Source organism: Paenibacillus xylanexedens (genome assembly GCF_017874615.1).
GTDB classification, from domain to species: Bacteria; Bacillota; Bacilli; order Paenibacillales; family Paenibacillaceae; genus Paenibacillus; species Paenibacillus xylanexedens.
Genome location: NZ_JAGIKV010000004.1, coordinates 80,931 through 93,607, shown reverse-complemented (window position 1 = coordinate 93,607; position 12,677 = coordinate 80,931). Strand labels below are relative to the sequence as shown.

General features: G+C 45.1%; 16 protein-coding genes. All 16 read left to right on the top strand.

Going from position 1 to position 12,677, the window contains the following annotated elements; genetic code table 11:
• The first annotated feature begins 4 nt into the window (after positions 1-4).
• A complete protein-coding gene (gene fliG, locus J2Z28_RS06520; RefSeq protein WP_211081654.1) occupies positions 5-1,021 on the top strand; it encodes a flagellar motor switch protein FliG in 1,017 nt (338 codons plus the stop codon).
• Positions 1,014-1,877 carry a FliH/SctL family protein gene (locus J2Z28_RS06515; RefSeq protein WP_211081653.1) on the top strand — a complete coding sequence of 288 codons (864 nt, stop codon included), beginning with the start codon at positions 1,014-1,016 and terminating at the stop codon, positions 1,875-1,877. The genes fliG and J2Z28_RS06515 overlap by 8 nt, the downstream gene beginning before the upstream one ends.
• Positions 1,864-3,183 carry a flagellar protein export ATPase FliI gene (gene fliI / locus J2Z28_RS06510; protein ID WP_036609365.1) on the top strand — a complete coding sequence of 440 codons (1,320 nt, stop codon included), beginning with the start codon at positions 1,864-1,866 and terminating at the stop codon, positions 3,181-3,183. Before J2Z28_RS06515 ends, fliI begins: the two co-directional genes overlap by 14 nt.
• Before the next feature lie 11 nt (positions 3,184-3,194).
• Positions 3,195-3,647, top strand: coding sequence for a flagellar export protein FliJ (fliJ, locus tag J2Z28_RS06505; RefSeq protein ID WP_211081652.1), 453 nt, complete (start codon positions 3,195-3,197; stop codon positions 3,645-3,647).
• Between the two features lie 43 nt (positions 3,648-3,690).
• Positions 3,691-4,632: a MotE family protein gene (locus tag J2Z28_RS06500; RefSeq protein ID WP_211081651.1), complete on the top strand. Its 942-nt coding sequence runs from the start codon at positions 3,691-3,693 to the stop codon at positions 4,630-4,632.
• A gap of 39 nt (positions 4,633-4,671) precedes the next feature.
• Positions 4,672-6,060 carry a flagellar hook-length control protein FliK gene (locus J2Z28_RS06495; RefSeq protein WP_211081650.1) on the top strand — a complete coding sequence of 463 codons (1,389 nt, stop codon included), beginning with the start codon at positions 4,672-4,674 and terminating at the stop codon, positions 6,058-6,060.
• A gap of 19 nt (positions 6,061-6,079) precedes the next feature.
• A complete protein-coding gene (locus J2Z28_RS06490) occupies positions 6,080-6,637 on the top strand; it encodes a flagellar hook capping FlgD N-terminal domain-containing protein (RefSeq protein ID WP_211081649.1) in 558 nt (185 codons plus the stop codon).
• Complete coding sequence (locus J2Z28_RS06485) at positions 6,634-7,017, top strand: TIGR02530 family flagellar biosynthesis protein (protein ID WP_211081648.1); 384 nt, start codon at positions 6,634-6,636, stop codon at positions 7,015-7,017. The genes J2Z28_RS06490 and J2Z28_RS06485 overlap by 4 nt, the downstream gene beginning before the upstream one ends.
• 81 nt (positions 7,018-7,098) lie before the next feature.
• Positions 7,099-7,917, top strand: coding sequence for a flagellar basal body rod protein FlgG (gene flgG / locus J2Z28_RS06480; RefSeq protein ID WP_036609361.1), 819 nt, complete (start codon positions 7,099-7,101; stop codon positions 7,915-7,917).
• 68 nt (positions 7,918-7,985) lie between these two features.
• The gene (locus J2Z28_RS06475; RefSeq protein WP_017689179.1) at positions 7,986-8,207 is read left to right on the top strand and encodes a flagellar FlbD family protein; all 222 of its coding nucleotides are present in this window, start codon (positions 7,986-7,988) and stop codon (positions 8,205-8,207) included.
• The gene (locus J2Z28_RS06470) at positions 8,207-8,668 is read left to right on the top strand and encodes a flagellar basal body-associated FliL family protein (protein ID WP_211081647.1); all 462 of its coding nucleotides are present in this window, start codon (positions 8,207-8,209) and stop codon (positions 8,666-8,668) included. The genes J2Z28_RS06475 and J2Z28_RS06470 overlap by 1 nt, the downstream gene beginning before the upstream one ends.
• 40 nt (positions 8,669-8,708) lie before the next feature.
• Positions 8,709-9,707 (top strand): flagellar motor switch protein FliM, encoded by a 999-nt coding sequence (gene fliM / locus J2Z28_RS06465; RefSeq protein WP_017689177.1) that lies wholly within the window; start codon positions 8,709-8,711, stop codon positions 9,705-9,707.
• Positions 9,697-10,971 carry a flagellar motor switch phosphatase FliY gene (fliY, locus tag J2Z28_RS06460; protein ID WP_211081646.1) on the top strand — a complete coding sequence of 425 codons (1,275 nt, stop codon included), beginning with the start codon at positions 9,697-9,699 and terminating at the stop codon, positions 10,969-10,971. Before fliM ends, fliY begins: the two co-directional genes overlap by 11 nt.
• Before the next feature lie 28 nt (positions 10,972-10,999).
• On the top strand, positions 11,000-11,365 hold the full coding sequence (locus J2Z28_RS06455) for a response regulator (protein WP_017689175.1): 366 nt from the start codon (positions 11,000-11,002) through the stop codon (positions 11,363-11,365).
• An 11-nt stretch (positions 11,366-11,376) separates the two neighbouring features.
• Positions 11,377-11,913: a flagellar biosynthetic protein FliO gene (locus J2Z28_RS06450; RefSeq protein WP_211081811.1), complete on the top strand. Its 537-nt coding sequence runs from the start codon at positions 11,377-11,379 to the stop codon at positions 11,911-11,913.
• Positions 11,910-12,665 (top strand): flagellar type III secretion system pore protein FliP, encoded by a 756-nt coding sequence (fliP, locus tag J2Z28_RS06445; protein ID WP_036609355.1) that lies wholly within the window; start codon positions 11,910-11,912, stop codon positions 12,663-12,665. The genes J2Z28_RS06450 and fliP overlap by 4 nt, the downstream gene beginning before the upstream one ends.
• The last annotated feature ends 12 nt before the right edge of the window (positions 12,666-12,677 follow it).

The following is a 12,677-nucleotide window of genomic DNA, read 5'->3' as shown; positions in this document are numbered from 1 at the left end:
CGCATTGGCGAAGGCAAGCAGTCAAGGTTTGACTGGAAGACAAAAAGCAGCAATATTGTTGATTACATTAGGTCCGGAAGTATCGGCTCAGATCTTCAAACATCTGCGTGATGAGGAGATTGAGCAACTTACGTTGGAGATTGCCAACGTTCGCAAGGTTGACTCTTCCGAAAAGGACATGATCATGGCCGAGTTTCACCAGATCTGTCTGGCGCAGGAATATATCTCTCAAGGCGGTATCAATTATGCGAGAGAAATCCTGGAGAAAGCTCTGGGTTCTTCGAAAGCACTTGAAGTCATTAACCGTTTGACAGCTACGCTGCAAGTCAGACCGTTTGACTTTGCACGCAAAGCGGATCCAAATCAAATCTTGAACTTTATTCAGAATGAAAGTCCGCAAACGATCGCGCTGGTTCTGTCTTATCTTCAGTTCGAACAGGCTGCGGCGATTCTGTCATCCTTGCCCCAAGAGAAACAGGCAGATGTCGCTCGCCGGGTGGCAATTATGGATAGTACTTCGCCAGAAGTTATCTCTCAAGTGGAACGGGTACTGGAACAGAAGTTATCTTCTACCGTAACGCAGGATTACACTAATGCGGGTGGTATCGAATCGATCGTTCAGATTCTGAACGGAGTCGATCGGGGTACAGAACGTACTATTTTGGACTCGCTCGAGATTCAGGATCCAGAGCTTGCAGAGGAAATCAAAAAACGCATGTTTGTATTCGAAGATATCGTCAATGTGGATGATCGTTCGATTCAGCGTATTATCCGGGATATCGACAACGCAGATTTGCAGCTGGCACTCAAAGTGGCAAGCGAAGAGGTTCGGGATGCTGTGTTCCGGAACATGTCGAAGCGGATGTCCGAAACATTCAAAGAAGAGATGGAGTTCATGGGGCCTGTGCGATTGCGTGATGTTGAGGAAGCTCAGACACGTATCGTAGGAACGATACGCAGATTGGAAGAAGCCGGTGAGATCATTATCGCACGCGGTGGAGGAGATGATATCATTGTCTAATTTGATTAAGTCTTTCCAGTATGTACCGGTTGATGACCGTAAAAGACTTGAGAATCATCATCATTATGGTGGTGCCGAAGAGTCTGAAACGGAATTAAATGGTGTGAGTGCTGAAGGTTCTGAAGTTGAAACGCTTCAAGCACGCGTGGACGAAGAAACACAACGTCTCACCGCAGAGATGCTGGAAGATGCCAAGGAGTTTGCAGAAAAGCAAGTACGTGAAGCTTCGGAAGAAGCAGAGCGCATGCTTCAAGAAGCCCGTGAACAGATCGATAGCTGGTGGCAGGAACAACGACAACAGGATGAACATCTGACCGAAGCACTTCGTTCACAAGGTTTCCAACAGGGTTTTGAAGAAGGCAAAGTACAAGCTGAACTGGATCTCCAGGTACAGATCGAAAAGATGATGATTGAAGCCCAGGAAGTGCTCAAGGAAGCTTATGTAGCTAAAGATCAGATCATTCAGGAAGCCGAACCGTTTCTCGTGGAGCTCGCTTGCGGGATCGCTGAGAAAGTCATTGATAAGCAACTTACCATTGAACCCGATCATACATTGGAACTGATTCGTCAGAGTTTGGCACGTAAACGGGAGCAGGGTTTAATTACACTTTGTGTGGCTCCTGATCAGTTTACATTTGTACAGGCAGCTCGTGAAGAATTATCTCTGTCCATTGACTCTCAGGCAGAATTGCAGATTTTGCCTGATTCAACGGTCAAAGATAAGGGATGTGTCATTCGTTCATCGTTCGGAAGTGTAGATGCGAGAATTGATACACAGCTTGCTGAGATTAAAAAAGAACTGGTCCGCATAGCACTTGAGGATGAGGAGCGAAGAAATCAACATGAAGGTTCTTAGTTCACAGCGATATATGGAACATTTGCGCCAATTCGATCCTGTTCGTATTAACGGCAAAGTTACTCAGGTCATTGGTCTTATGGTGGAGTCAGAAGGGCCAGATGCTAGTATCGGTGACGTATGTTATATCTATCCTGGGAAATCGGCCAAGCCTCTTCAGGCCGAAGTTGTTGGGTTTCGAGATAACAAAGTGCTGCTTATGCCACTGGGTGAACTTCAATCCATCGGTCCTGGTTGTGATGTAGTAGGTACGGGTAAACCACTCGGTGTTCAGGTAGGCTCCGAATTGCTCGGTAAAGTATTGGACGGACTTGGACAACCGCTGGACGGTTCCCTCCTTCCATCCAGAATGCCGATGTACTCTACCTCCAATACCCCGGTTAATCCAATGGATCGTCCGCGTGTACTTGAAACGATGGGTGTTGGTGTAAGAGCAATCGACGGATTGCTGACCGTAGGTAAGGGACAGCGTGTAGGTATTTTTGCCGGTTCTGGTGTTGGTAAGAGTACATTGATGGGCATGATTGCTCGCAATACAGCAGCAGATGTCAATGTCATCGCGCTTGTGGGTGAACGTGGACGTGAGGTTCGCGACTTTATCGAACGGGATCTGGGTCCAGAAGGATTGGAACGTTCCGTAGTCATTGTTGCAACTTCAGATCAGCCTGCCCTGATTCGGATTAAGGGAGCGGTTATCGCAACCACTATTGCAGAGTATTTCCGAGATCGTGGAATGAACGTGATGCTCATGATGGATTCGGTAACCCGATATGCGATGGCACAAAGGGAAGTTGGTCTGGCCGTGGGTGAACCTCCGGCAATGAGAGGATATACGCCATCGGTATTTGCAAGTTTGCCCAAACTGCTTGAACGGGCGGGTACAGGACCTACCGGTTCGATTACAGCCTTTTACACCGTTCTGGTCGATGGGGATGACATGAATGAACCGATCGCGGATGCGGTAAGGGGTATTCTGGATGGGCACATTGTGTTAAATCGATCCATTGCAAATAAAGGTCATTTTCCAGCGATTGATGTGTTAGCCAGCATAAGTCGTGTTATGAAGGATATTGCTCCGGAAGAGCAGTTGGAAGCCGTTAATAATATGAAACGTTTGATGGCTGTGTACAAAGAATCGGAAGATTTGATCAATATTGGGGCTTACCAGCGGGGATCAAATGCAGCCATAGATGAATCGATAGACCAGATTGATAGTATATGGAACTTTACCAAGCAGAAAGTCGACGAGAAAGTCACTTTAAGTGAAGTACAGGAACGTTTGATTCTTGAATTTGCAAGGAGATGAATGGGTAAACGATGAAATTTCGATATCATTTCCAGAAAGTTGTTGACCTGAAGAGTAATGAAAAAACACAGGCAGAGTGGATGTTATCCACAGCGATCGGTAAACTTCAGACGGAGGAAGAACATCTGATACAACTTCTGAACGACAGAAGTAATCTGATCGGCATTATCCAATCTGCTACGGAAAATACAGCGTCTGTAAACAGTCTGCAGGAGATGCAGCGTTATGTACATCACCTTGACGAGTGCATTTCACGCAAAAACAGTGATGTTAAACATGCTCAGGTCAATGTGCAGCGGAATCAGACATTTCTAAACGGTAAGATGGTTGACGAAAAAGTATGGCTTGGAGCGAGAGACAAGGCCAAAATCAATTTTCAGCAGGAGATGCTCCTCCGGGAACAGAACGATCTGGACGAGATGGCTACTGTACGCTTCGCTGCCAAAGCCGGACGCGCGAATTGATGTGAGCCGGACGCGAAGTTGTCTCGTGAAGGAGGAATGAACGATGGCTGTTAAAGATGATAGCGACATGGAAAAAGAATCGGGAGGCGGTTGGGAAAAATTTCTCATGATTTCAATCCCGATTGTATTCACCGTAGTACTGCTAGGCGTACTACTTACGCTATTTAATGTAGATATTCGTAATAATTTGTTTGAGTTCGCCAACAAGATACCGGTAGTCAAGGAATGGGTACCTGATCCTGTACTGGATCCGGAGAAGGAGAAGCTGGAGAAGAGTGAGCAGCAGGTTGAAAGTGCTGAAGCCACAATCGAAAAGCTGAAATCCCAAGTAACTGCCAAAGAAACAGAGCTCAAGGCAGCACAGGAAGCGACAACAACCGAAGCAAAGAAGTCTACTGACCTTCAGAAGAAGTTGGATGATGCGGAAAAAGCGGCTGAAACGGCTACAGCAGCAACGCCGGAGACGGAATCTGATTATCAGAAACAAATCAAAGATTTGGCTAAAATGTATGCTGACATGAGCCCAAGCAAAGCTGCACCGATTTTGCAAAATATGACGAATGAGGAAATGGTATTGTTGTTGAATGCCATGCAGTCATCTGCTCGGACCAAGGTGCTTGAAAAGATGGACCCGAAAACAGCAGCCGATGTCACTATGATGATGAAGGATGCCAAACCGTCCGGGGATCTGGCACTGGATGCGCTGCAATCCAGATTGAAGAAAGAAACCGCAGCAACTTCAACTGCATCCACAACCACAAGCAAAAACCTGGATAAAAACCAGCTTAGTCAAACATTTGCTTCGATGTCTGCTTCAAGTGGTGCCAAGCTATTATTGGAAACATACAAGTTAAGTCCTGACAAAACATTGACCATCCTGAATTCAGTAGATGATGCAACACGCTCTCAATTGCTTGAGAACATGTCTTCAGAGGACTCGGTTGAAACTGCAAAAATTTTGAACAGATTAATGGGTAACAAGTAGAGCTGATTACACTGTATAACCGAGAGGAGGTGAAAATAAATGTCGATTGTATATCAAATGGCATCCACAGCATCTGCGAAAGCAACGGGAACAGGTCAGACAACCGGAGCACAATCGAAAGGCTCAGCTACAGGTGCTAGTGGTGAATTTCTCCAAACTCTTGCACAATCGCTATCTGGAGGAAACACAGAAGGTGAAAGTTCAAGCGCTACTGGAAGTTTAACTGCCATTCCGTTGGTGTTTTCCTTTGCTACAAGTGAAGAAGGAGAAGCGGCATCAATCACGGCTGTACTGAATTCGTTGTTCACGGACTTGGATGTGCTTGACGAAGCTTTGGAAAATGACCCAGCTCTACTTGCAGGTTTGCAAACTCTGATTCAACAGATGTATACACAATTAAGTAATCCTTCAGGTGCTAATGCAGAAGGTTCCGACGAGTCTTCGAACGGAGCGGAAAGTGTAAAATCAGTACCCGCAATTGAACTGTCGCAGCATCCGGCAGCCGTACGTTTTGTTCTGCAAGATATGCTTACACAATTAGTAGCTGGAATGAATGATCCTGAGAGTACCGTTGCGAAGAACGCTCCGGAATTCAAACATTTGCTACAATCTCTGCAGAGTCAGCTTCAAGAGGCTGGAGTAGATACTACGAGTAACAAAAGATGGACTGAACTGAAATCCATACTGGATACGTTGACAGCAGTTAAGGATCAGACTGCACAGGTCGCTCCAAATACTTCGCTTCAAACATCCAAACAGGATTCGGTCGTACCACAAGTTCTTGTTGCGGCAGTGGCGAATTCTGGAACCCAGGTGAAAGCTGAGGCTGAGACAACATCTACTTCAAATGCAGGTGGAGAAGTTGAACACTCAACCATCATTACTGCAGGAGAGCTGTCCTTGCGTTCATCAGGTATAACAGCAGGAAAACCGGCTGAACCTGTAATGCAAACATCACAGTTTGCCAAGGAAATGACACAGTTTGTTGTTAACAAGCTGGATATTGTCCAGCAAAAAGGATTTTCCGAGGCGACCATCTCACTTCGGCCTGAGCATCTAGGTAAATTGGATGTTCAAATTACCTTGCAGAACGGGCAGTTGGTTGCACGGTTTATGACTGAGCATACGATGGCCAAAGACATACTTGAACAACAAATGACGCAGCTGCGTTCTTCACTTCAAGCCCAGGGGATTCAGGTGGAACGACTTGAGGTTACTCAGAACAGTTCAATCGGATCACAGATGTATCAGGACGGAGGCCGTCAGCCAGGAAGTAACTCTCAACAACAACGCCGTTCGCGTGAGCGTGAGGAACAATCGGATGATGCTATAGCTACAGCAGGGATTCAAGAAGAATTGCGTAACTGGCGTAGCGAGCAAGTCGAAGGAAACGAATTACAGAGAGATACGTTTAGTGCTGAGGCTTAAACAGAAATGAGGTGAGTAAATGGCTAATGAAAATGTTTCAATGAATAATACCTGGCCGAACTATTCGGCAGCCAATAAAGCAACCACAAGTGCTGCAACAAAAGAATTGGGCAAAGATCAGTTTCTAAAAATCCTGATTACCCAGCTGCAAAATCAAGACCCGATGCAGCCAATGGAGGATAAGGAATTTATCGCTCAAATGGCACAGTTCAGCTCAGTGGAACAACTGGTCAATATTTCTACGCAGCTTAAAACATTGAACCAGTCCCTTGGTGCTGTATCCGGTATGATTGGCATGGAGGTAAGTTGGCTTTCTTCTAATAAAGATGATAACGGAACTCTTCGTAAGGGTATTGTAGATTCCATCATTGTAAGAGATAGCGTTCAATACGCAAAAGTGGGCAACGACGAGATTAAGCTGGATGAGATCATTCAGGTGAATTATCCAAAACAGGCAGAAGAGGGTCAAACTCCGGTACAGAACGTTCAGGATGTAACCCCTGAAACGAACGAGAGCCAGGAAGTTGAATCATCCGCTGAAACGGGTGATACGGAAGATAGCGGGAAAACGATATGAGTGATCGCATAACGGTTGGACAATTATACGCAGGCCCGATTACACCGAATATGCTTCAAAGACCCAAAACGGGAGAAGCTTCGGCTATACCCGAAAAACCTTTTGCAAAATTGCTGGAAGATAATCTTCTGAAATTGAGCAATCATGCTGCCAAACGATTGGAACAGCGTGGTATTGAACTCAAAACCGAGCAAATGGAACAGATTGGTTCTGCTTTGGACAAAGCTGCTGCCAAAGGAGCCAAAGAGTCATTGATTTTAATGCAGGATATGGCTTTTATCGTCAATGTCAAAAATCGTACTGTGGTTACCGCTATGGATAGTGAAAGCATGAAGAATAATGTGTTCACTCAGATTGATAGTGCCGTAATCATTTCTTGACCGGCTGGCCCTTCTCGGGAGCCGGAATGCCGCTGACCGACTGATGCGGTAACCAAATGAAGACTGGGAGGATTTTTAAAAATGTTGAAATCAATGTACTCAGGCGTTTCCGGGATGCGGGGTTTCCAAACAAAACTCGACGTAATTGGTAACAATATTGCGAACGTAAACACGGTTGGCTTCAAAGGCAGTCGGGTTATGTTCAAAGATATTATGAGCCAAACAACGGCAGGGGTAACTGCCCCAACTGATGCTCCATCTGGTGGTGTGAATGCAAAGCAAATCGGTTTGGGTGTATCTGTGGGATCTATAGATACACTGCATCTCGCAGGAAGCCCAATGACTACAAACAATCCGACAGACTTACGTATTAACGGAGATGGCTTTTTTCTTGTCTCCTTGGGTGGAGATCAGGAAATTCCTTACTTGACACGTGCAGGGGATTTCCATGTTGATGCTGCTCGAAATCTTGTAACTTCAGATGGTTTGTTCGTCTTAAGTAGTGAGGGAGAGCCCATTACAATTGGGGATGATGTTGTTTCATTCACAATCGGACAGAACGGTATGATTAATCAGACAATGGCTGATGGAACAATCGAAGGCGATACTCAAATTGGAATAGGGAAGGTAGTTAACCCTGAAGGATTGGAAAAAATAGGGGGTAACCTATACCGTATGACAGCTAACGCAAATCCTGACGGTACTCTTGATCCTTTAACTGCGAACAGTGCTGAGGACGGAACAGGAGCAATCATTGCTGGACAGCTCGAGATGTCTAACGTGGATCTGACAGGAGAGTTTACTGAGATGATCGTAGCTCAACGTGGATTCCAGGCAAACTCCCGGATCATTACAACGTCGGATGAAATACTTCAGGAAGTTGTTAACCTGAAACGTTAATAGCTGATTAATGAATTTTTAAAACGTGGGGGAGCTTGCTCCTCCCACTCTGATTAAGGGGGCTTAGCATGATTTCGGTTACGCGGTTAAATGGTTCTCCCATGTGGTTAAATGCGCTGATGGTTGAAATTGTGGAAGAGACGCCGGATACGTATATTACTCTGGTAACTGGAAAGAGACTGATTGTGCTTGAAAAAGCCGCTGACGTTATTTCCAAGATTAAAGATTACAACCGTGAAATCGGGGTTCAGGCAGCCACTATTAAAGTGCAGCAAACGGAGGAATCCTGATGAAAAAAATGATGCCCTGGCTTGCAACAATGTTGCTGGCGATAACACTCATTGTGGTGGTTGTGTTTGTATTTATGCAAGGACAGAACGGGAATAAGGACGACACACATACGGCGGCAGCTTCAGAAGCCAAGAAGATGACTGCGGATGAGATTGTAGAGGTTTCCTCTGAACTTGGAGAAATTAAAACCAATTTAGCTGATACGGATCATGTTGTAGTTGTCAGCTTCTCGTTCAAGTTGACTGACAAAACTGCAAAAGAAGATTTTGAGAAAATTAAAGAAATTGTGGTAAAACCAATCATTATTCAGACGCTTGCAGATACGAAGTCTGAGGAATTGGCTACAGCGAAGGGCCGGATATTATTTAACGAGAAATTGACCGGTCTTATTAATGAAGCTTTACCAGAAGGTAATCTAAGTAGTACGAGCTTTTCATCCATTGTTATAGCAACGATGTAAATGAACAGAACATGCTGTAGACCTGTAAGGGGGTGAGAACATGGTGGATGTATTATCACAAAATGAGATTGACGCCCTATTAGCAGCCCTTTCTTCTGGTGAAATGGACGCAGAAGAATTGAAGAAGGAAGAAACTCAGAAGAAAATCAGATCGTACGATTTTAAGCGGGCAGTGCGTTTTTCCAAAGACCATATTAGAAGCTTGACTCGTATTCACGAAAACTTTGCACGCTTTCTCACCACTTATTTTTCAGCCCAACTGCGGACGTTCGTTCAAATCAATGTCGTTCAGGTCGAACAGTTGCCTTATGATGAGTTTATCCGTTCTATTCCTAAGATGACGATATTGAACATTTTTGAAGCGGAGCCACTACAGGGGCGAATGGTGATGGAAGTCCATCCAAACGTGGGATATGCGATGTTGGATCGCCTGCTTGGTGGAACCGGGAGTGCTCCAACAAAGATTGCATCGATGACGGAGATTGAAACGACCATCATGGAACGAATATTCAGCCGTGCATTTGAAAGTTTGCAAGAAGCATGGAAGACCGTGTTGGATATTACCCCAAGGATGGAAGCGCTCGAGACCAATCCGCAATTTATGCAGATTGTATCTCCCAATGAGACCATTGCTCTGATCTCGCTCAGTACCAAAATTGGTGACACGACAGGCATGATCAATCTATGTATACCGCATGTCGTTCTTGAACCTATTATGTCACGGTTGTCAACTCATCAGTGGTTTGTTTCGGAGAAGAAAACGAGAGCTCCGGAGGAGTATGATGCTCTAAAAGAGCGTGTGAACAAAGCCAAGTTACCAATCGTTGCGGAATTGGGAGAATCAAGAATTTCAATTGCAGAATTTCTGGGTCTGTCCGTTGGTGATGTCATTACGTTGAACAAACCAGTTGATGAGGGACTTTCCATTAAAGTGGGTGACAAACTGAAATACATGGGCAGTCCGGGGACAATCAAAGACCGTGTGGCTGTGCAAATAGACAAGATTGTCACCGAAGGAGTTGAAGAATTTGACGAGTAAGGATTATTTATCCCAAGAAGAAATCGATGCTTTGCTCAGGCAATCGGAATCGATAAACAGCTCGGAACCCGCTGAAAAGACGGTTGATGATTTTTTGACCGAGCTGGAGCAGGATGCCTTGGGGGAGATTGGTAACATCACATTTGGTAGCGCGGCAACAGCCTTATCCACGCTATTAGGCCTCAAAGTAGATATTACAACACCTAAAGTTTCTATCATTAGTCGAACGCAGTTTGAAGAAGCTTTTCCTAAGCCGCATGTTGCTGTTCATGTGAATTATGTGGATGGATTCGAAGGTATTAACTCGCTTGTTATCAAGAAGAGAGATGCTCAAGTCATCGCTGATTTGATGCTGGGTGGCGAAGGAAATCCGGTCGATGAAGAACTGAATGAAATCCATATTAGTGCGGTACAGGAAGCGATGAACCAGATGATGGGTTCCTCTGCAACCTCAATGTCCACGATTTTTAATCGTTTTGTGAATATTTCCCCTCCGGGAATCGATATTCTCAATCTGGAGAGTGGAGAGGGTGTAAGTAATCTTCCAGCAGATGAGACCCTTATCCAAGTTTCATTTCGTTTGTTAATCGGGGATCTGATCGATTCCAATCTGATGCAGTTGCTTCCAGTACATTTTGCTAAAAGCATGGTAGACATGCTGATTGGAGGCGCTCAGGAGTCAACTGCCAGCGCACCAGTGGCATCAACACCTGAACCTGCGCCAGCAGCTGTACCGGCAACGCCACCACCGGTTGCGGAGCAGCCGCCCGTTCAGCACCAACAGGCTCCACAGGCTCCACAACAGCCTGCCCAGGACTATAACGGATATGGACAGACCCCGATGGGTATGCCTCAAGGAATGCCGCCACAGCAGCCGTATGGCATGCCACCGCAGCAACCTTATGGTGCACCTCAACATTACGGTGGAATGCCAAATAGGAATGTTAACGTACAACCAGTTCAATTCGCCAATTTGCAAAATGGGGCGTATGGTCAGGTAGACGAAAACAATTTGAATTTATTGATGGACATTCCCCTTAAGGTCACCGTAGAATTAGGAAGGACCCAGAAGCAAATTAAAGATATTTTGGAACTGTCACAGGGTTCGATTGTCGAACTGGATAAGTTAGCCGGGGAACCTGTCGATATTTTGGTGAATAACAAACTGATCGCCAAGGGAGAAGTTGTCGTTATTGACGAAAACTTTGGTGTTCGTGTTATAGATATCGTTAGCCAATGGGACCGAATTCAGAAATTACAATAAGCACAATTTAGGGAGGACTTGAATCAAGATGGCAAACCGAATTTTAGTCGTAGACGACGCAGCATTTATGAGAATGATGATCCGGGACATTTTGTCCAAAAATGGATATGAGGTTGTTGGTGAGGCACAGGATGGCTCACAAGCAATTGAGAAATTTAAAGAGCTTCGTCCGGATCTAATCACAATGGATATTACGATGCCTGAGATGGACGGCATTGCAGCTTTGAAAGAAATCAAGAAGATTGATGCTAACGCTAAAGTAATTATGTGCTCCGCGATGGGTCAACAAGCGATGGTAATCGACGCTATTCAAGCAGGTGCCAAAGACTTTATCGTTAAACCGTTCCAATCTGACCGGGTTATCGAAGCGATCAGCAAGACACTGGGCGTTTAAGAGACATGATGATGGCTCAGGGTGATTTTCCAGAAGCAGCTGACGCAGGAGCCAATTATTATTTACAGCTTGTATGGGTGATTGTTGTCCTGGCCGTCATCCTGGTCCTTATTGTTTATCTGATCCGGTTCTTAAACAAACGGAATCAGCAAATGTTCCGGCATGGCACAATTCGTACCCTGGGCGGGATTGGACTGGGGCAAAACAAGTCGCTGCAAATTATTGAAATTGGTGGAAGTGTATATCTGCTTGGTGTAGGTGAAGACATTCAGTTGGTAGATAAGGTTTCAGATCTGGAAGAGGCGCAAAGAATCATTGATTCCTTCGAAAGAGATGCTGCTGCACAACATGGGAATCTCTCACCTCTCATTGCCAAGCTCACCAAACGTTTCCGTAGAGAAGAACCGCCGCGGGAAATGGAACTGGAGGACACAACTTCTTTTCACGAAATGTTTGAATCCAAACTTCGGCAGATGCCTAACCGTAAAGAGAAGATGGAGAAGCTCCTGGATAAAGACAATACTACAGATCGGTCGAGGGATTCATGAAGAAAAAGATTTGGTTAGCGTGTTGTTTGCTAGGACTTATCAGTCTAGCTTCTGTTACAGTTGCCTTTGCCGAGCCCATTCCGAATATTGATATTCAAATCGGAAACGGTGATGGAGGAACACCAAGCACGAGTTCACTGTCCATCATTCTGTTAATTACGGTGCTTAGTATTGCTCCAGCAATGCTTGTACTGATGACCAGTTTTACTCGGATTGTGATTGTGCTCGGTTTTATACGTACATCTTTGGGTACACAACAAATGCCACCCAATCAGGTGCTGGTCGGTTTGGCGCTATTTCTGACACTTTTCATTATGTCGCCGACGTTGTCTTCCATAAATCAGGTAGCGCTTCAGCCCTATCTCCAGGGAGAGCTTACGCAAACCGAGGCACTTGAAAAAGCAGCGGATCCCATGAAGAAATTTATGTTTAGTCACACCAGAGAAAAAGATCTGTTGCTGTTTATGAAATACAATCAGACTGAACAACCAAAGACCTACCAGGATATTCCAATCACTGTAATGGTACCGGCATATGTAATCAGTGAGTTGAAGACAGCATTCCAGATGGGATTTATGATTTTTATTCCGTTTCTGGTTATAGACATTGTTGTCGCGAGTACACTCATGGCAATGGGGATGATGATGCTTCCGCCGGTCATGATCTCATTACCTTTCAAAATACTGCTCTTTGTCCTTGTGGACGGGTGGTACCTGGTAGTCAAGTCACTGTTGCTAAGTTTTAATACTTGACCCGGAAAGTTA